This window comes from Jannaschia halovivens (assembly GCF_046452375.1).
Classification (GTDB): domain Bacteria; phylum Pseudomonadota; class Alphaproteobacteria; order Rhodobacterales; family Rhodobacteraceae; genus Jannaschia; species Jannaschia halovivens.
Window position 1 is genome coordinate 780,351 of sequence record NZ_JBKFDJ010000001.1, and the last position, 16,271, is coordinate 796,621.

Genomic DNA, 16,271 nt, shown 5'->3' on the forward strand with positions numbered 1-16,271 from the left:
TCAGGCCTCCAGCGCGTCAGAGGCCTGGCGGATCGCCTGGCGGATGCGGACATATGTGGCGCAGCGGCAAAGATTGCCGGCCATCGCCTGGTCGATCTCCTCGTCGGTCGGCTTGGGGATCTGCTGCAACAGGGCCGTGGCGGAGACGACCTGCCCTGACTGGCAATAGCCGCATTGCGGCACGTTCACGTCCATCCACGCGGCCTGCACGGCCTCGGCCTCGGGGCCGTCCAGCGCCTCGATGGTCTGGACATAGGCGCCGTCCAGCGTGCCGATCGGGGTGACGCAGGCGCGCCGCGTCTGGCCGTCCAGCAGGACGGTGCAGGCCCCGCATTGCGCGATGCCGCAGCCGAATTTCGTACCGGTCAGGCGCAGCTCGTCGCGAAGCGCCCAGAGAAGCGGCGTGTCGGGATCGAGGTCCAGCGTCACGTCCTTGTCGTTCACGGTGAGGTTGATGCTCATGGAATGCCCTCCGAGGCTCATCGGGGAAGACGGTAGACCGCGCGGCGGCCGCTTCAACCGAAGGCTGCACGTTCGGCACGGACCCGCTCTCGCCGCGCAAGGGTCGGCACAACCCGAAGAAAAGGACTGCTGGCCCATTGGACCGGCTCGACGCGAATTCGAACAGTCGGCGGGTGGGGTTCGCCATCGACCGGTCACCGCCGCCGGCCCCCAGAGACCTCACGCTTCCGCCTTTCAGGAAGCCAAGCGGGATTCCAACGCATGAACCTCGCCGCGTAATGGTCTGACCTGGAAGGAAAGTGGCGCACCCATCAGGATTCGAACCTGAGACCTCTGCCTTCGGAGGGCAGCGCTCTATCCAGCTGAGCTATGGGTGCCTGTTGGGCGGAGTAGCCGAGAGCCCCGCCCCCCGCAAGTCACTTCGCCAGCCGCGCCATCACCGAGCGGGCGGCGCGCAGGCCCGGCATGTCGCCGCCGCGCCCCAGCCGCTCCATGGTCAGGGCCAGCGCCTCGCGCTGACGCTCGCGCTCGGAGGGGATCCGCATCAGCCGCGCGAGCGCGTCGCCCACGGGTCCGGGTCGACAGGCGTCGCCGAGGAATTCGGGCACAGCGCGCGTCTCGCTCACGAGATTGACCAGCGTCACCGTATCGACCCGCAGGAGCCGTGATAGGATGCGGCGGCTGAACCAATTCATGTCGTAGGCGATCACCATGGGCGTGTCGCTCGCCGCCAGCTCCAGGCTGACCGTCCCCGACGCGGCCAGTGCCGCGCGGGCCGCCCCGAAGGCCGCTCGCTTGGCCGTCGGATCGGAGGTGACGATCGGCCTGCCGCGCCAGCTTCGCGCCGCGTCGCGCAGACCCGCCTCGAGATGCGGCAAGGTCGGGACGACGACGCGCGCGTCGTCCGGCAGCTTGGCCAACGCATCGCCGAAGACCGGGGCCAGCCGCGCGACCTCGCCCCGACGCGACCCCGGCAGCACGAGCGCGACGGGTGCGTCGCCCAGGTCATGCTCCGCCCGGAACGCCGCGATCTCGTCGGCGCTGGCCTGCTGCTCGGCCACGACGGGGTGCCCCACGAAGTCGCAGGTCATGCCCGCTGCCTCCATATAAGGCGGCTCGAACGGCAGGAGCGCCAGAACATGGTCGACGACCCGCGCCATCCGCTCGGCCCGCGCCGGACGCCAGGCCCAGACCGAAGGCGCGACGTAATGGATCACCGGCAGGTCGGACCGTGCCGCCTTGGCGCGCGCGGCGACCCGCAGGCAGAAATCGGGGCTGTCGATCGTGATCAGCGCGTCGGGGGCGGCGGCGGCGACGGCGGCGACGGCCTGATCGCGACGGCGCAGCAGGTCCGGCAGGCGCGGCAGCACCTCGGCCAGCCCCATGACCGACAGCACCTCCATCGGAAACAGGCTCTCCAGCCCCTCGGCCCCCATCAGGGGCCCGCCGATCCCGCTGAACCGGATATGGGGGTCGAGCGTCTTGAGCCCGGCCATCAGCGCCGCGCCCAGCTTGTCGCCGGAGGGCTCGCCCGCAATCAGGAAGAGATGTCTCACGGGCTCCACGATGCGAGGAACAAGCCCGTCGCGCGCAGTTGGGCCGCGACATCCTCGCGCTCCAGGACGAGCACGCCGCCCGCCTCCACCGCGATGCCGTTCAACCCCGCCGCGGCCGCTGCGCGCACCGTCTGTGGCCCGATCGCGGGCAGGTCGATGCGGCGGTCCTGACCGGCCTTGGGCGCCTTGAAGAACACGCCACCCTCGGGCCGCGCGAAATCGGGCATTCCCTGCGCGGGGCCGCCGCCCGAGAGCCAGTCCGCCGCCCCGCCAAACAGGTCGCCGCCGAAGATCCCGCCACCGGAGGCGGGGCGCGGCGCGGTCGGACGTCGTGCGAGGCTCGCCAGCATCCAGTCCGTGCCCGGCGCAGCCTCGACGGCCAACACCTGCGCGCCCGCGACGACACAGCCCTGCCCGATGTCGAGATCGGCGAGGCCGCGATGCACTTCCGCCGCCCGCGCGATATCCGAAAGATCCCCTTCGGAGGGCGTGCCGGTCAGTGGCAGGTCCAGCAGTGCGGGCATCAGATCCTGCGCGCCAACGACCTCCAGCCCCGCCTCCTCGAAGAACGCGATCACGGTGCGGAGCGCCGCGTCATCCCCGGACTGCAGCGCCTGCATCATGCGGGGCACCAGCGGCATCGTCGCCGCATCGACCGCGCCTGCCTCCAGCGGCGGCCGGGCGATCCGGCCCGCGAAACAGACCCGTGTCACACCATCGGCGCGCAGGTCGGCGATGAAGGAACCCAGCGTCTCGATCCGAAAGCCGCGCGATTGGCCGACACCGGTCGGCGCGAACCCGTCGAGGTGGCAGGCGAACCAGTCCGTGCCCGCCAGCGCCGAGGCGAGGGTCCGGGGCAGCGCCCCCTGCCCCGCGATCAGCGCCGTGCGCGTCACTTGGGCACCAGGAACGACCGGTCGCTGGCGCCGGTGATGAACTCGACCATATCCTGCACGTAGGAACTCTCGCTCTCGTCACCCAGACGGCGCGCGCGTTCGAGGAACGTGCCCTCGCCCTGCTTCAGCGTCAGGAACGCGACGCGCAGCGCTTGGATGTCCGCCCGCGCCACGCCCCGCCGCTTGAGACCGACGAGGTTCAGACCGTCGAGCTCGGCCCTCGGACCGATGACGAGGCCATGGGGCAGCACGTCGTTCGTCACCATCGACAGCGCGCCGATAATGGCGCCCTTCCCGATCCGCACGAACTGGTGGATGCCCGAGAGGCCGCCGATGATGACGTCGTCCTCGACGATGCAATGACCGGCCAGCGCAGTCTGGTTCACAACGATCACGCGGTCGCCGACGACTACGTCATGGGCGATGTGACACCCCGCCATGAAGAGCCCGTCATCGCCGACCTTCGTTATCCCGCCCCCGCCCGCCGTGCCGGTGTTCATCGTGACATGCTCGCGGATGCGGTTGCGCGCGCCGATCACCAGCTTCGTCTTCTCGCCGCCGAATTTCTTGTCCTGCGGGATCTCCCCGATGGACGCGAAGGGGAAGATGACGGAGCCAGCGCCGATCTCCGTGTCGCCGGTGACGACGACATGGGACTTGATCTCGACCCCGTCGGCCAGGCGCACCTCCGGCCCGATGATCGAAAACGGACCGACCACGCAATCCGGCCCGATCGCGGCCCCGTCCTCGACCAGGGCGGAGGGGTGGATGCGGGCGCTGGCGTCGATCACTTCGGCAGGTCCATCATCGCGGTGAAATCGGCCTCGGCGGCCATCTCGCCGCCGACGCTGCCCACGCCGCGGAAGCGCCAGACCTTGGCGCCTGGCTTGCCGCGCGTGACCTCGATCTTGAGCTCGAGCACGTCGCCGGGGATGACCTTGCGGCGGAACTTCGCGCCGTCGATCCCCATGAAATAGACGAGGAAGTTCTTGTCGGCGAGGTCGTTGGACACGCCCACCATCACCGCCGCCGTCTGTGCCATCGCCTCGATGATTGTAACGCCCGGCATGATCGGCGCGCTGGGGAAATGACCCTGGAAATGCGGCTCGTTGAAGGTGACGTTCTTGATGCCCGTGGCACTGGTGTTGGCGACGATCTCCTGCACCCGGTCGACCAACAGGAACGGATAGCGATGCGGAATGATCCGCTGGATCATATGGATGTCGGCGTCCGTGGCGATCTCGTTCATGCGGGGCTCCCTTGGGTCGCGTCGGATTTACGTGCGGGCGTCGGGGCGCGCAAGCGATGGCGGCTCAGTCGTCGGGGGCCGGGGCCGCATCGGGTGCCGGCACCTCCTCCGGCACGGCGGGCGCATCGGGGACGGGGCGCGGCTGCGGCGGCGCGGTCTCGACCTGCTCGCCTTCGCCCAGAACGGCATCGACCCGTTCGGCAGCCAGCGCCGTGATGTCGACCTGGTCGCTGCTGGCCAGCACGAAGCGGCGATCGAGGATCACCAGCGCGCCCGTCTCGCGCGCGAGATCCACCAGAACGGGGTTCGCCTGCTCGAAGAAGATCGCCTGCGCGCGCTCGTTCTGCTGGGTGATCGCGCGGGCCTTGGCATCCTGCGTGGCGCGGATCTCGTTGACGCGGCTGTCGAAGGCCGCGGCCAGTTGGCGAAACGCGTCCGGCGTCTCATTGGCGCGGCGGGCGGTCAGCGCCTGCTCCTCGGCCTCGAGCGCGGCTTCGATCGCGCGGTTCTCCTGCGACAGCTCGTCCGAAGCGGCCTCGATATCGCGCGCGACGCGCTGGCCGAACCGGCTGTTCTGGTAGAGCGCGTCGCGATCGAGCACGACGACCGCCGATTGGGGGATGCCGACCTGCGGCTGTGGCATCGCCTGTTGCGCGCTCGCCCCGCTTCCGAGGCCAAGCGCCAGCGCGACCAGGAGGCCGCGCATCAGAACCGCGTCTGGATCGTCAGGTCGAAGGTCTGCTCGCGGTCATAGGTGCGCTTGTTGATCGCCCGCGTGAAGTTGAAGCGGAGCGGGCCGATCTGCGTGTCCCAGAGCAGGCCGACGCCGACGGCGGAGTTCAGAAAGAAACTGTCATCCACCGGGTTCGCGCCCGCGGGGCCGCCATTGACGTTGTCGAGGCCCCAGACCGACGCCATGTCGACGAAGGCCGCACCCGAGAGGCCGTATTCCTCGGGGACGAAGCCAAGCGGGAACTGCGCCTCGAAGCGGGCGGCGACGAAGAAGTTGCCGCCGAGCGCGCCGTTCGACGCGTTGAGGTCGCGCGGGCCGATGCCGCCGGATTCGAAGCCCCGGATGATCGACTGGTTGTTGAAGAAGCGGTTGCCCTGGGTCGAATTCGTGCCCCCGCCCGAGATCAGCGCGCCGCCTTCGAGGGTCGCGGCCAGCACGACCTCCTCGTTGCGGACGGCCGCCTGCCCGGTCAGCTCGAAGGTGTTCTTGACGAATTCCGCGTCGCCGCCGAGGCCCGCGAATTCCTGCCCGAACTGGGCGCGGATGCCGCGCGACGGGTCGAGACCGCGCCCGATCGTGCTGTAGGAATAGTTGTAGAGCACCGAGGACGTGGTCGTGCTGCCGAGATCCTGCACGAGGATGTCGGACAGGACCGTCGTGCCCGAGCGCGGGCTGAGCTTGTCGTCGGTATAGGTGTAACCCACGAAGAGCCGGCTGAACTCGCCGACCGGGAATTCCAGTCCCGTGCGGAAACCGGCGGTGCGGGTGTTGAACGTCAGGCTGGCGCTGTCGGTCTCGGTGTAGAAGATCGAGAAGGACAGCGCGAGATCGCGGTTCAGGAAGAACGGCTCGACGAAGGTCAGGTTGGACGAGGAACTGGTCGAGCCGGTGTCGAAGGCGAAGGAGAAGACCTGTCCGCGTCCGAGGAAGTTGGTCTCCGAGAAGCTGAGCGACACGCCCGCGCCGCTCTGCTCGGAGTAGTTGAGGCCGAAGCCCAGCGAGCCGGTCGGCTGTTCTTCGACATCGACGTCGACGATGACCTGCTCGGGGCCCGTGCCCTCGCGCGCGGTCACGTCGGCCTGGCTGAAATAGCCCAGGGCGCGGATGCGTTCGGCGGTGGCGCGGATCTCGCGCGGGTTGAATGGATCGCCTTCGACCGTGTCAAACTGGCGACGGATGACGCGGTCCAGCGTCGTCGCGTTGCCCTCGATGTCGATCCGCTCGACGAACAGGCGGTCCCCCCGCTCCAGCACGAAATCCACATCCAGCGTCAGGTCGCGGTCATTGCGGGTGATCTGCGGCACGGCGCGGATGAAGGTCAGACCCTGGCGCGTGGCCAGAAGCTCGAGCCGTTCGATCGTGCGCTCGATCGCCTGCGGCGAGAAGATGTCGCCCCGGTCGACGCGGATTGCGTCCTGGTATTCGGGCACATTGATCTGCGGCAGGTCCGAGACGGCGTTGACCTGACCGAAGCGGAACTGCTGCCCCTCCTGGATGCGGAAGGTCAGGAAGTAGGCGTCGCGGCCCGGCGCCAGCTCGGGCGTGGCCGAGAGAAGCTGGAAGTCGGCATAGCCGCGCGACAGGTAGAAATCGCGCAGAAGCTGGCTGTCGAAGGCGATCCGGTCGGCGACGAAGGTGTCCGACCCGATCAACGCCCGGAAGATTCCGGCCTGCGTCGTCTCGAGCACGCGGCGCAGACGGCGGTCGGAATAGGCGCGGTTGCCGACGAAGCTCAGGCGCTCAACCTCCGAGACGCGGCCTTCGGACACTTCGAAGACGAGGTCGACGCGGTTGTCGCTCCGGCGGATGATCTTGGGCTGCACCGTGGCCGACAGGCGCCCGGCCTGCGAATAGGCCTCGGTGATGCTCGCGGCATCGCGCTCCGCCACGGCGGGATTGTAGACGCGGCGCGGCTGGCTGGTGACGAGGGTGCGCAGGTCATCGTCGTCGATGCGGCGGTTTCCCTCGATCGAGATGCGGTTGATGGTCGGGTATTCCTGCACGATGACCAGCAGGTTCCCGCCCTGCGGCACGATCTCGACCGTCTCGAAGAGGCCCGAGGCCTGCAAGCGCTGGAACCCGTCGTTGAGCTGTCCCGCGCTGACGGCGGCCCCGCGCGCGACGCCGAGCTGCTGCAGGATCGTGGCATCCTCGATCCGCTGGTTGCCCTGGATGTCGACCGTGTTGAAGCGGAAGGTCTGCGCCTCGGCGGCGATGGCGCCCATGAGGACGAGAGCCAGTCCGATCAGGGCGATACGAAGTGTCGAGAGCGTGTTCCGGATCGAAGCCATCTGCCCCCGACCGACCCCGTCGAGGGCCTTGCCGTCGTCAACCATATCCGTCCCCACCGTCCCAACTCGTCTTGCGTCGAGTCACTACCGAAGGGCCGGTAGGTTGTCAAAGCGCCAAAGGCCCCGCGGAGGGGGCCTTCGACACGATGTGTGTTCTCGCGATGTCGGGCCGGGGGGAGCCCTGTCACGCCCGTCTCAGAAGGACTGGACCCAACCTGCCAGGACCATGGCGGCCGCGATCGCGAAGACCGACAGAAAGCGATCGATGTTCAGGCCCATGAAGACCGAGAGACCACGATATCCGTTCTGCATATGCCGCATGTGAATCACCCTTGAGGTTGGTCCTCACGGGATGGCGGCGAAACGGGGCGAGATTGGGGCGACCTTTGGGCCATTTTGTTGCCCGGCGGCGTCCCGCCCGCTTAAGACGGTGGCGTGACCCGTCAGGGACAGGTCAGGTCGTTCCAGAGCGCGAAGACCATCAGCGCACCCATGATCGCGAGGCCGAGCGTCATCAGCACCTTGACCGCGCCGTCCGAGGGCGGCTTGCCCGTCACCGCCTCGTAGGCGTGGAACACGAGGTGCCCGCCGTCGAGCACGGGAATCGGGAAGAGGTTCAGCATCCCCACCGCCGCCGACAGGACCGCGATGAACCAGATGAAGTTCGAGAAACCCTGGCTGGCCGCCGCGCCCGAAATCTCGGCGATGGAGACCGGCCCCGAAAGATTGCAGGTGCTGATCTGGCCGGTGATGATATGGCTCAGCGCCGAGATCGACCCCGCGAGGATGTCCCAGGTCTGGGTCACGCCGTAGCTGACCGCCTCAAGCGGGCCGGCACGTTCAGTCACCGGATCGAAGAACAGCGCGCCCGAGATGCCCATCAGGTAGCGCGTCTCGAACCCGCCCTCGGGCAGCGGCAGGTCCATGCTGCGCGGCGCGATCACGAAGTCCAGCATCTCGCCGTCTCGCCAGACCGACAGGGCCAGCGGAGCGCCCTCGCCCGCAGCGACCGCCGATTGCAGCTCGGCGAAGGAGTGGATGCCGGTGCCGTCGACGGCGCGGATCACGTCGCCGGGCCGCAGGCCGATATCCCAGGCCGCGGATTTCGGCTGCACCACCTCGACGCGGGCCGGCATCGGCAGGGCGGCATCGACGGTGATGATCGCGCCGTCGCGGCGCACCTCGTAGGGCACGGTCGGCGCCGCCGGAAGGTCGCGCGCGGCCTGCGTTAGCTCGGACATGCTGGCGACGGGCTGGCCCGCGATGGTGACGACCTCGTCGCCCTCCTGAAGCGTGACGACCTCGGTCGGGAGGGATTTCAACTCGCCGACCACCGCGTCCTCGACCGCCTGCCCGGCAAAGAGCACGAATCCCCCGAAGACCAGGATCGAGAGAATGAAGTTGAAGACCGGGCCCGCCGCCACGGTCGCCGCGCGCCGCCAGAGCGACGCGCCGGTCATCGTGGTGGCCCGCTCGGCCTCGGACATCTCGAAGACGGTGCCATCCGCCCCCACCGAGGCCGCGTTGGCGTCGCCCCGGAACTTGACGTAGCCGCCCAAGGGCAGCGCGGCAAGCTGCCACTTGGTGCCGTGCCGGTCCATCTTCGACCAGATCACCGGGCCGAAGCCGATGGAGAAGACGTCCGCCTTGATCCCGCACCAGCGCCCGACGATGTAATGGCCGTATTCGTGGATCGCGACGATGATGGAGAGCGCGACGACGAAGGCCGCAAGCGTCCCGATGACGCCACCGAATTGCGGGATGAGGCTGGCTTCCATGGAAATTCGTCTTCCTGCTCAGGTCTGGGCGATGGCGCGGGCGCGCGCCCGGGCATCGCGATCTGTTTGAAGCACCATATCGAGGCTCAATTCGGCAGCATCAAGGCAACCGGCGCGATCCATCGCTTCGAGCACCTGCTCCACGACCGGCGCCATGTCCGTGAAGCGGATCGCGCGGTCGAGGAAGAGATCGAGCGCCGCCTCCTTGGCCGCGTTGAACGCCGCGCCCGACAGCCCGCCCCGCCGCATCACCCAGCGCGCGAGGTCGAGCGCGGGATAGCGCGCCGCCTCGGGGGAATGGAAATCGAGGCAGGCCACGCGCGCCAGGTCCAGGCGGTCGACCGGCAGGTGCCGCCGCTCGGGCCAGTTGAGCGCGTAGCCGATCGCGTGGCGCATGTCGGGCGCGCCCAGATGCGCCATCAGCGCGCCGTCGGCGAACTGCACCAGCGCGTGCACCAGGCTCTGGGGGTGGATCACCGTGTCGATGCGCTCGGCGGGCAGGCCGAAGAATTCCTTCGTCTCGATCAGCTCCATCGCCTTGTTGAACATCGAGGCGGAATCGATCGTGATCCGCTGGCCCATATCCCAGTTCGGGTGGGTTCCGGCCTCCTCGGGGGTGGCCTCGGACAGCCGTTCCAGCGGCCAGTCGCGCAGGCCGCCGCCCGATCCGGTGATGATGACCTGCTCGACCGCCGCCCGGTCCTCGCCGACCAGCGCCTGGAAGACGGCCGAATGCTCGCTGTCGACGGGCAGGATGGTCGCGCCGTGGCGCGCCGCCTCGGCCAGCAGAAGCGGCCCCGCGCAGACGAGGCTCTCCTTGTTGGCCAGCGCCAGCGTGGTGCCGTGGCGCAGCGCCCGCAGCCCCGGCACCAGACCGGCCGAACCGACGATGGCACTCATGATCCAGTCGGCGGGCCGGTCGGCGGCCTCGGCCAGCGCGTCCGCCCCGGCCGCCGCCTCGACACCGGAGCCTGCCAGCGCGGTCCGCAGATCGTCCAGACGGTCGGCATCCGCGGTCACCGCAACCTCGGCGCCCAGTCGAACCGCATCCTCCGCCAGACGCGCGACATTGCCCGCCCCCGTCAGCGCCACGACGTCGTAGCCCTCGGGGTCGCGCGCGATCAGGTCGATGGTGTTCTGCCCGATGCTGCCCGTCGCACCGAAGATCGAGATGCGCCGCATCAGACCCCCGGAATGGGCGGGAATTCGGACAGGCTCTCGATCACCAGCAACATCAGGGCCGCGCCCAGCATCGCGTCGAACCGATCGAACAGCCCGCCATGACCGGGCAGGAGGTGCGAGCTGTCCTTGACGCCCATCTTCCGCTTCACCGCGCTTTCGGCGATGTCGCCCATCTGCGCCATCATGGCGAGGGCGACCGAGATGCCGATCGTCTCGGCGCCCGCATCCTGCCAGACCATCCAGACGACGCCCACGAGCCCCGCGCCGATCCAGCCCGCGATGGTGCCCGACCACGTCTTCTTGGGGCTGACGCGCGGCCAGAACTTGGGCCCGCCCAGCATCCGCCCCGCGAAATACCCCGCCACGTCCGACATCACGACCACCGCGATCAGCCACAGCATCCAGACCAGCCCGAAATTCGTCAGATGCTCGGTCAGGCTGAGCCCGGCCAATACGATCGCCGCCGAGAAGCTGACCACGATCCGGCGATGGGCGCGGATGAAGGCTACGGCGACCATCGGGACCGCCATCAGAAGCGGCAGCGCGAATCCGATCGGCAGGAAGTTCGACGCGAACAGCGCACCACCGCCCACGAACGCCATCAGCCGAGCCCGCTTGGGCCCGGTGCGCACCATCGTCGCCAGCTCCCAGAGCATGAGGCCGACGCAGATCGAGATCAGCGCCGCGAACCAGACGCCGCCCAGCCAGATCGCGACACCGCCCACGCCAAGCAGAAGCACCGCTGTCGTCAGCCGCGGCGCGAGATCCTGGAACCGGCCCGCGACCTGCGGCTCGACCAGGGGCACGTCGCCGAAATCGAGCAGCGGCGGTTCGGCTTCCGGCCGGTCCGGCGGCACCTCGTGCAGGCGGTCCTCGTCGGTCACGCCCGGACGCCCCCGAAGCGGCGGTCGCGCCCGCCGTAGCGCGCCAGCACCTCCTCGAAGCGGGCACGCGTGAAGTCGGGCCAGAGCGTGTCGACGAACTCGTATTCCGCATAGGCCGACTGCCAGAGCAGGAAGTTTGAGATCCGCGCCTCGCCGCTCGTGCGGATCACGAGGTCCGGGTCGGGCAGCACATGCGTGTCGAGATAGCGCGGCAGCGTCTCGTCGCAGACATCCTCGGGGTCGAGCCGCCCCGCAGCCACGTCGCGGGCCAGCCGCTTGGTCGCGCGCGCGACCTCGTCGCGGCCGCCGTAATTCAGCGCGATCGTCAGGTTGACCTTCGCGTTATGCGCCGTCAGCGCCTCGATCCAGTGCATCAGGTCGCGCAACTTCTTGTCGAGCCGCACGCGGTCGCCGATGAACCGAACGCGCACGCCCTCCTTCAGGAGGTTCTGCGCCTCACCCTCGATATAGCGCCGGAAAAGGGTCATCAGACCCGAAACCTCGGCCTGCGTCCGCTTCCAGTTCTCGGTCGAGAAGGCGAAGATCGTGACGTACTCGACCCCGAAATCCGGACAGGCTTCGACGATCTCGCGGACCCGGCGGGCGCCCGCGCGGTGCCCCAGAAGACGCGGCCGCCCCCGCTGCTGCGCCCAGCGGCCGTTGCCGTCCATGATGATCGCGACGTGGCGCGGGCCTGTGGGGGCGTCGGTCATGGGCGGGTCCTCGGGTCGGCGGTCGGTCGGGGCGGCTTAGCATGAATGGCGCAACGGATGGTAAATCCCGTCGGTGAGACGCCGGTCGGCGGCGTCTCAGACCTGCATGATCTCGCCCTGCTTGGCCTCCAGCGCATCGTCCACCGCCTTGATGTAGCGGTCGGTCATCTCCTGGACCTCCTGCTCCCACATCTTGCGGTCGTCTTCGGGCGGATCGCCCTTCTTGATCTGGTCCATCCCGTCGCGGCGGACGTTGCGCACCGCGACGCGCGCGCCCTCGGCGTACTGACCGGCGACCTTGGTCAGGTCGCGGCGCCGCTCCTCGTTGAGCTCGGGGATCGGCAGCATGATGATCGTGCCGTTGAGTTGCGGGTTGATGCCCAGCCCGCTCTCGCGAATGGCCTTCTCGACCTTGCCCACGAGGCTCTTGTCCCAGACGTTCACGGTCACCATCCGCGGCTCGGGCACGTTGACGGTGCCGACCTGGTTGATCGGCGTGGGCGAGCCGTAGGCGTCCACCATCACCGGCTCCAGCATCGAGGCCGAGGCGCGTCCGGTCCGCAGACTTCCGAATTCCTGCCGGAGGTTGGCCATCGCGCCGTCCATCCGGCGCTCCAGATCGGCGGTGTCGAGGTCGAAGTCGTCGGCCATTCTCGTGCGCTCCCGGTCGTTTCGGACGCTATAGCCCTCCGCGGCGCGGGTGGGAAGTCGGCAGGCACCGTTCACCGAATGTTCAGGAAGTGCTGCGATCCGTGCGCGCTCCGAACGGAGGCTGCCATGACCGTCAACATGATCTTTCTCGGCACCTTCGCCGATGTCGATACCGACGAGTCGAACTTCGTGACGGAAAACGCCCGCTCGCTCGAAGGGCGGTACGACGACCTGACCCTGACGCAGGTGGTCGAGAACGATCGCGACGGCGACGGCGCCATTCAGGACAACGAGGCGCAGGCCGGGGACTCGAACCCGGACTTCCTGAGCTACGACGTGGGCTTCGGCCCGGAGAGTTACGAACTCGACTCGACCTCCCGGTTCGAGGCTCTCGTCTTCCTCACCGACGGCACATCGCAACTGGTCGAGATCGCGGTCCTCCAGACGACCATCGGCGATGTCTTCGTGCGCGACGTCGACAACGCGCTGGATGGCCTCGACTTCCGGTCCATCGAACTCACCCGGTTCATCCGCTCGGATTTCTCCGGCTCGAGGACCGGCAACTCGATCGAGAACACGACCGTCGCCTGCTTCGCCGCGGGCACCGCCATCGCCACGCCGGCCGGGCCCGTCCCGGTCGAGAAATTGCGCCCGGGCGACCGCGTCCTGACGCGCGATCACGGGGCGCGACCGCTCCGCGAGGTGTTTCGCCGCAAACTGGCGCACGCGGGGCGGCACGCCCCGGTCGAGTTCGCGCCCGGCAGTCTCGGGCGGGGTCGGCCGTCCGCGCCCCTGTGCCTGTCACCGCAGCACCGCGTGCTGCTCGACTCGCCCATCGTGTCACGGATGTTTGGCCGGGCCGAGGTTCTGGTCGCAGCCAAGCGCCTCGTCGACGGCATCGCGATCCGGCAGGCCGACCCGGCGGCGCCGGTCTCCTACTATCACCTGCTTTGCGACCACCACGAATTGGTCCTCGCGGATGGCTGCTGGACCGAGACGCTGTTGACAGGAACGCAGGCGATCGCGGCACTGGGTCGGCTGGCGGCCTGCGGCGGTCCGGTGCGTGACATCCCGCCGAACGGGCGCGCAGACCGGCTGATCGCGCGCCACCGCCGGAACGGGCGCGCCCTCCAATCCCCGACGTGACGCCGCGCGCGCCAGTCGATCGAACGCGGTCGCCGGACCGACGCGCGGTCCGGGCTGAGCTTCAGCCCTCGACGCGCGTGTACGTCCCCTCGCCCGCGAGGATCGAGCGGAAGCCGCCCGGCGCGTCCAGCGAGAAGACGATGATCGGCAGGCCGTTCTCACGCGCCAGCGCGATGGCCGAGGCATCCATGACCTTTAGGTGCTTCGACAGGACCTCGTCATAGGTGATCGTGTCGAAGCGCTTGGCATCGGGATTCGTAACCGGGTCGCTGTCATAGACGCCGTCGACCTTGGTGCCCTTGAAGATCGCCTCGCAGGACATCTCGGACGCGCGCAGCGTCGCGGCCGTATCGGTTGTGAAATAGGGGTTTCCGGTGCCCGCCGCGAAGATCACGACGCGCTTCTTCTCGAGGTGGCGGACCGCGCGGCGGCGGATATACGGCTCGCAGACCTGGTCCATTGGGATGGCCGAGATGACCCGCGTATGCAGGCCCAGCGCCTCGAGCGCGCCCTGCATCGCCAGCGCATTCATCACCGTCGCCAGCATTCCCATGTAGTCGGCCGTCGTCCGCTCCATCCCCTGCGCCGAGCCTTGGAGCCCGCGGAAGATGTTGCCGCCGCCGATCACCATGCAGACCTCGACGCCCATCTCCTGAACGGACTGGACCTCGCGGGCGATGCGCTCGACCGTGGGGGGGTGCAAGCCGAAGCCCTGGTCGCCCATCAGCGCCTCGCCCGAGATCTTGAGCATGACGCGGCGCAGGACGGGCGTGGCGGCCTTCCCTTCGGTGACGACATCCGACATCTGAAGACCCCCGCGCAGTTGCGGCGCCACGTATGGCGGAATAGCCAAGGCGGGGCAACCGACTTGGGGGGCCATCGGATTGACGTGAAGATCGCCCTTCAAGATGCTGATACCTTTCGATATACCTGACGACCGACCGGTCCTGATCGCAGGCCCCACCGGCAGCGGCAAGTCGTCGCTCGCGCTGGCCTTGGCCGAGGCGCGGGGCGGCACGGTCGTCAATGCCGACGCGATGCAGGTCTTCGCCGATTGGCGCGTCCTGTCGGCCCGTCCGTCGCCGGAGGAGGAGGCGCGCGCGGCCCACGCGCTCTACGGCCATGTCGGCTGGACCACGGCCTACAGCACCGGTGACTGGCTGCGTGACGTGACACCCCTGATCGGCCCGGGCGCCGTGATCGTGGGTGGCACGGGGCTCTATTTCCGCGCCCTGACCGAAGGGCTGGCCGACATCCCCGCGACGCCGCCCGCGATCCGCACCGAGGCCGAGGCGCGGCTGGAGGCGATCGGGCTGGAGGAGCTGGCGGCGGAGCTGGACCCCGAGACGCGGGCCGGGATCGACACGGCCAACCCCAAGCGTGTGATGCGCGCATGGGAGGTGGCGCGCTCCACGGGTCGGTCGATCCGGGACTGGCAGGCCGACACGCCGCCGCCCCGCCTGCCGCTCGATGCGTGCACGCCGCTGGTGCTCGACGCGCCGAAGGACTGGCTGACGCCCCGGCTGGAGCGTCGCTTCGATGCGATGTTGGCCAGGGGCGCGCTGGACGAGGTGCGGGCCGTGCTGCCCCGTTGGGATCCGACCCTGAATGCGGCCCAAGCCATCGGCGCGCCCGAACTGGTGGCGCATCTGCGGGGCGAGATCACGCTGGACGCCGCCCGCGACCGCGCCGTCATCGCCACCCGCCGCTACGCCAAGCGCCAGCGGACATGGTTCCGCGCCCGCATGGCCGGCTGGACCCGGATCGACGCGACCGGGCTTTGACAGACCGGCCCGCGCCGTGATCCCCTGCCCGCGATGTCGCTCATACGCCTCTTCGAATCCCGCGACCTGACCGAGGCCGAACGTCTCGCGGGGCTGTCGCTCGAATCCGTATCGCCTCTGACGCGCCATGGCCGCTGGCGGCGCGAAACACCCCATGCCGAAGACCACCCCGTCCTGATCTGGATCGCGCGGGGCCATGGCCGCATCACCATTGACGCGCGCGCCCACGGCATCGTCGCGCATACCGCGATCGCCCTTCCGGCGGGCACGCCCTTCGCGCTGCAGCCCGGCCAGACGACTGAAGGCGTGCTGATGCGCATTCCCGAGCTTTTCGAGGCGCCGATGCCCGACAGCCCGCGCCTGCTGCGGTTGGTGGATGCGGGAACGCAGACCGAGCTGACGGGTCTCCTGGACCATCTCGCGCGGCCCGGCGACCTGGCGGTGCCCGCCGATGGGCGGGCGGCACTTGGGCGGCTGGTGCTGATCTCGGCGCTGCTGGAGCGCGAGGCCACCCGCCACGCCCCGCCAAAGGCCAGCGCGGGCACCCGGCTGGCGGCCGCCTTCGCCCGCGCCGTCGAGCGGGATCTGGGGCAGTCCAATGTCGAGGCGCTGGCCGCCACGCTCGGTGTCACGCCCACCCATCTGACGCGCACCGTCAAGACCGCCTGCGGCCTGACCGCGGCCCAATATGTCGGCGAACGCGTCATGCACGAGGCGCGCCGCCGCCTGGCCGATACCGACGCGCCCGCCGCCGGCATCGCCGCCGAACTGGGCTTCGGGTCGCCCGCATATTTCAGCCGCGCGTTCCGGCGGGTCACGGGCCAGACCCCATCGACCTTCCGCGCGGCCTCTCGCCGCACCCGCACGGTCTGAGCGATGCCGCGGCGCGGCAATCCCAGCGGTATAAAAACGACGTCAAGCGCCGTTCACAATGTCGCTTTTGAAC

The 16,271-nt window shown here is 69.1% G+C and carries 17 protein-coding genes and 1 tRNA gene; 3 read left to right on the forward strand and 15 right to left on the reverse strand.

Translation table 11 applies throughout. The features are described 5' to 3' along the window. From ACK8OR_RS03885 to frr, 14 genes are all read right to left on the reverse strand, one after another. The gene (locus ACK8OR_RS03885; protein WP_410188138.1) at positions 1 to 462 is read right to left on the reverse strand and encodes a (2Fe-2S)-binding protein; all 462 of its coding nucleotides are present in this window, start codon (positions 460 to 462) and stop codon (positions 1 to 3) included. Positions 463 to 762: 300 nt separating this feature from the next. Further along, positions 763 to 839, reverse strand: a tRNA-Arg gene (locus ACK8OR_RS03890). Between the two features lie 39 nt (positions 840 to 878). Then, complete coding sequence (gene lpxB / locus ACK8OR_RS03895; protein ID WP_410188139.1) at positions 879 to 2,018, reverse strand: lipid-A-disaccharide synthase; 1,140 nt, start codon at positions 2,016 to 2,018, stop codon at positions 879 to 881. Next, the gene (locus ACK8OR_RS03900; RefSeq protein WP_410188140.1) at positions 2,015 to 2,914 is read right to left on the reverse strand and encodes an LpxI family protein; all 900 of its coding nucleotides are present in this window, start codon (positions 2,912 to 2,914) and stop codon (positions 2,015 to 2,017) included. The genes lpxB and ACK8OR_RS03900 overlap by 4 nt, the downstream gene beginning before the upstream one ends. Next, complete coding sequence (lpxA, locus tag ACK8OR_RS03905) at positions 2,911 to 3,705, reverse strand: acyl-ACP--UDP-N-acetylglucosamine O-acyltransferase (RefSeq protein WP_410188141.1); 795 nt, start codon at positions 3,703 to 3,705, stop codon at positions 2,911 to 2,913. Before lpxA ends, ACK8OR_RS03900 begins: the two co-directional genes overlap by 4 nt. Further along, positions 3,702 to 4,163 (reverse strand): 3-hydroxyacyl-ACP dehydratase FabZ, encoded by a 462-nt coding sequence (gene fabZ, locus ACK8OR_RS03910; RefSeq protein WP_410188142.1) that lies wholly within the window; start codon positions 4,161 to 4,163, stop codon positions 3,702 to 3,704. The genes lpxA and fabZ overlap by 4 nt, the downstream gene beginning before the upstream one ends. Positions 4,164 to 4,227: 64 nt before the next feature. Continuing rightward, a complete protein-coding gene (locus ACK8OR_RS03915) occupies positions 4,228 to 4,869 on the reverse strand; it encodes an OmpH/Skp family outer membrane protein (RefSeq protein ID WP_410188143.1) in 642 nt (213 codons plus the stop codon). Further along, on the reverse strand, positions 4,869 to 7,232 hold the full coding sequence (gene bamA / locus ACK8OR_RS03920) for an outer membrane protein assembly factor BamA (protein WP_410188144.1): 2,364 nt from the start codon (positions 7,230 to 7,232) through the stop codon (positions 4,869 to 4,871). The genes ACK8OR_RS03915 and bamA overlap by 1 nt, the downstream gene beginning before the upstream one ends. Before the next feature lie 150 nt (positions 7,233 to 7,382). After that, positions 7,383 to 7,508 carry a hypothetical protein gene (locus ACK8OR_RS03925; RefSeq protein WP_410188145.1) on the reverse strand — a complete coding sequence of 42 codons (126 nt, stop codon included), beginning with the start codon at positions 7,506 to 7,508 and terminating at the stop codon, positions 7,383 to 7,385. A 122-nt stretch (positions 7,509 to 7,630) separates the two neighbouring features. Continuing rightward, positions 7,631 to 8,965 (reverse strand): RIP metalloprotease RseP, encoded by a 1,335-nt coding sequence (rseP, locus tag ACK8OR_RS03930; RefSeq protein ID WP_410188146.1) that lies wholly within the window; start codon positions 8,963 to 8,965, stop codon positions 7,631 to 7,633. Positions 8,966 to 8,983: 18 nt separating this feature from the next. Continuing rightward, entirely contained in the window at positions 8,984 to 10,147 is a 1,164-nt protein-coding gene (gene dxr / locus ACK8OR_RS03935; RefSeq protein ID WP_410188147.1) for a 1-deoxy-D-xylulose-5-phosphate reductoisomerase, read from the reverse strand. After that, a complete protein-coding gene (locus ACK8OR_RS03940) occupies positions 10,147 to 11,031 on the reverse strand; it encodes a phosphatidate cytidylyltransferase (protein WP_410188148.1) in 885 nt (294 codons plus the stop codon). The genes dxr and ACK8OR_RS03940 overlap by 1 nt, the downstream gene beginning before the upstream one ends. Beyond that, a complete protein-coding gene (gene uppS, locus ACK8OR_RS03945; RefSeq protein WP_298432650.1) occupies positions 11,028 to 11,744 on the reverse strand; it encodes a polyprenyl diphosphate synthase in 717 nt (238 codons plus the stop codon). The genes ACK8OR_RS03940 and uppS overlap by 4 nt, the downstream gene beginning before the upstream one ends. Before the next feature lie 96 nt (positions 11,745 to 11,840). Then, a complete protein-coding gene (frr, locus tag ACK8OR_RS03950; RefSeq protein ID WP_298432711.1) occupies positions 11,841 to 12,395 on the reverse strand; it encodes a ribosome recycling factor in 555 nt (184 codons plus the stop codon). A 126-nt stretch (positions 12,396 to 12,521) separates the two neighbouring features. Between frr and ACK8OR_RS03955 the strand changes: the two genes are divergently transcribed. Continuing rightward, positions 12,522 to 13,541 carry a Hint domain-containing protein gene (locus ACK8OR_RS03955; protein WP_410188149.1) on the forward strand — a complete coding sequence of 340 codons (1,020 nt, stop codon included), beginning with the start codon at positions 12,522 to 12,524 and terminating at the stop codon, positions 13,539 to 13,541. A 61-nt stretch (positions 13,542 to 13,602) separates the two neighbouring features. On the opposite strand, the gene pyrH is transcribed toward ACK8OR_RS03955, so the two are convergent. Beyond that, positions 13,603 to 14,346, reverse strand: coding sequence for a UMP kinase (gene pyrH, locus ACK8OR_RS03960; RefSeq protein ID WP_410188150.1), 744 nt, complete (start codon positions 14,344 to 14,346; stop codon positions 13,603 to 13,605). Between the two features lie 103 nt (positions 14,347 to 14,449). Between pyrH and miaA the strand changes: the two genes are divergently transcribed. Continuing rightward, positions 14,450 to 15,325: a tRNA (adenosine(37)-N6)-dimethylallyltransferase MiaA gene (gene miaA / locus ACK8OR_RS03965; RefSeq protein ID WP_410188151.1), complete on the forward strand. Its 876-nt coding sequence runs from the start codon at positions 14,450 to 14,452 to the stop codon at positions 15,323 to 15,325. Between the two features lie 33 nt (positions 15,326 to 15,358). Then, positions 15,359 to 16,198, forward strand: coding sequence for a helix-turn-helix domain-containing protein (locus ACK8OR_RS03970; RefSeq protein WP_410188152.1), 840 nt, complete (start codon positions 15,359 to 15,361; stop codon positions 16,196 to 16,198). Positions 16,199 to 16,271: the final 73 nt, after the last annotated feature.

Excerpts from the sequence above, each read along its gene's own strand:
- ACK8OR_RS03885 (WP_410188138.1), bottom strand. The coding sequence starts at position 462 with ATGAGCATCAACCTCACCGTGAACGACAAGGACGTGACGCTGGACCTC.
- fabZ (WP_410188142.1), bottom strand. The coding sequence starts at position 4,163 with ATGAACGAGATCGCCACGGACGCCGACATCCATATGATCCAGCGGATC.
- ACK8OR_RS03915 (WP_410188143.1), bottom strand. The coding sequence starts at position 4,869 with ATGCGCGGCCTCCTGGTCGCGCTGGCGCTTGGCCTCGGAAGCGGGGCG.
- bamA (WP_410188144.1), bottom strand. The coding sequence starts at position 7,232 with ATGGTTGACGACGGCAAGGCCCTCGACGGGGTCGGTCGGGGGCAGATG.
- ACK8OR_RS03925 (WP_410188145.1), bottom strand. The coding sequence starts at position 7,508 with ATGCGGCATATGCAGAACGGATATCGTGGTCTCTCGGTCTTCATGGGC.
- rseP (WP_410188146.1), bottom strand. The coding sequence starts at position 8,965 with ATGGAAGCCAGCCTCATCCCGCAATTCGGTGGCGTCATCGGGACGCTT.
- dxr (WP_410188147.1), bottom strand. The coding sequence starts at position 10,147 with ATGCGGCGCATCTCGATCTTCGGTGCGACGGGCAGCATCGGGCAGAAC.
- uppS (WP_298432650.1), bottom strand. The coding sequence starts at position 11,744 with ATGACCGACGCCCCCACAGGCCCGCGCCACGTCGCGATCATCATGGAC.
- frr (WP_298432711.1), bottom strand. The coding sequence starts at position 12,395 with ATGGCCGACGACTTCGACCTCGACACCGCCGATCTGGAGCGCCGGATG.
- ACK8OR_RS03955 (WP_410188149.1), top strand. The coding sequence starts at position 12,522 with ATGACCGTCAACATGATCTTTCTCGGCACCTTCGCCGATGTCGATACC.
- pyrH (WP_410188150.1), bottom strand. The coding sequence starts at position 14,346 with ATGTCGGATGTCGTCACCGAAGGGAAGGCCGCCACGCCCGTCCTGCGC.
- miaA (WP_410188151.1), top strand. The coding sequence starts at position 14,450 with ATGCTGATACCTTTCGATATACCTGACGACCGACCGGTCCTGATCGCA.
- ACK8OR_RS03970 (WP_410188152.1), top strand. The coding sequence starts at position 15,359 with ATGTCGCTCATACGCCTCTTCGAATCCCGCGACCTGACCGAGGCCGAA.